We start from the raw sequence: 616 nt of genomic DNA, 5'->3' as shown, positions 1-616 counted from the left end.
TGTGATTGGATAGTTGCCCACTTTCGTTGGCGTTCCACTAATTGTGTTTGTATCACTATTGAAACTTACTCCGTCAGGTAGACCACTTACTTTGTTGGTTACAACCTGACCACTATTGTCTGTTGCTTCAATCGCTATCTTATCAATTGGTGTATTTACTTCTTTGCTTTGATTTTCGATAGCTGTCACCGTCGGCGCTGTTTTATCTACAACTTCGATTGTAAATTTCGTTTCTGTTTTATTTCCTGATGCGTCTGTTGTGGTTACCACAATTGGATAGCTGCCCACTTTTGTTGGCGTTCCACTAATCGTATTTGTCTCACTATCAAATGTGACGCCAGTCGGTAAGCCACTGACTTTATTTATCACTGACTGACCACTATTGTCTGTTGCTTCAATTGTTATTGAATCGATCGGCGTATTCACTTCTTTTGTTTGATCTTCAATAGAAGTAACCATCGGTTTTATTGTGTCTACAACTTGGATTGTAAATTTCGTTGTCGTTGCGTTACCTTCGGCATCCGTTGTCGTTACCGTAATTGGATAGTTGCCTACTTTTGTTGGAGTACCACTGATTGTATTTGTCTCACCATCGAAACTTACTCCAGACGGTAGA

Annotated in this window: 1 protein-coding gene; it reads right to left on the bottom strand. The window is 40.1% G+C overall.

What is annotated here, in order from left to right; all coding sequences use genetic code 11:
- On the bottom strand, positions 1–616 hold a 616-nt coding region (locus HMPREF3264_RS12175), incomplete at both ends, for a putative Ig domain-containing protein (protein ID WP_256324002.1).

This window comes from Staphylococcus sp. HMSC62A08, from assembly GCF_001839105.1.
Taxonomy (GTDB): Bacteria; Bacillota; Bacilli; order Staphylococcales; family Staphylococcaceae; genus Staphylococcus; species Staphylococcus caprae.
The sequence above is the reverse complement of the archived record's forward strand: the minus strand, read 5'-3'. Positions and strand labels throughout refer to the sequence as shown.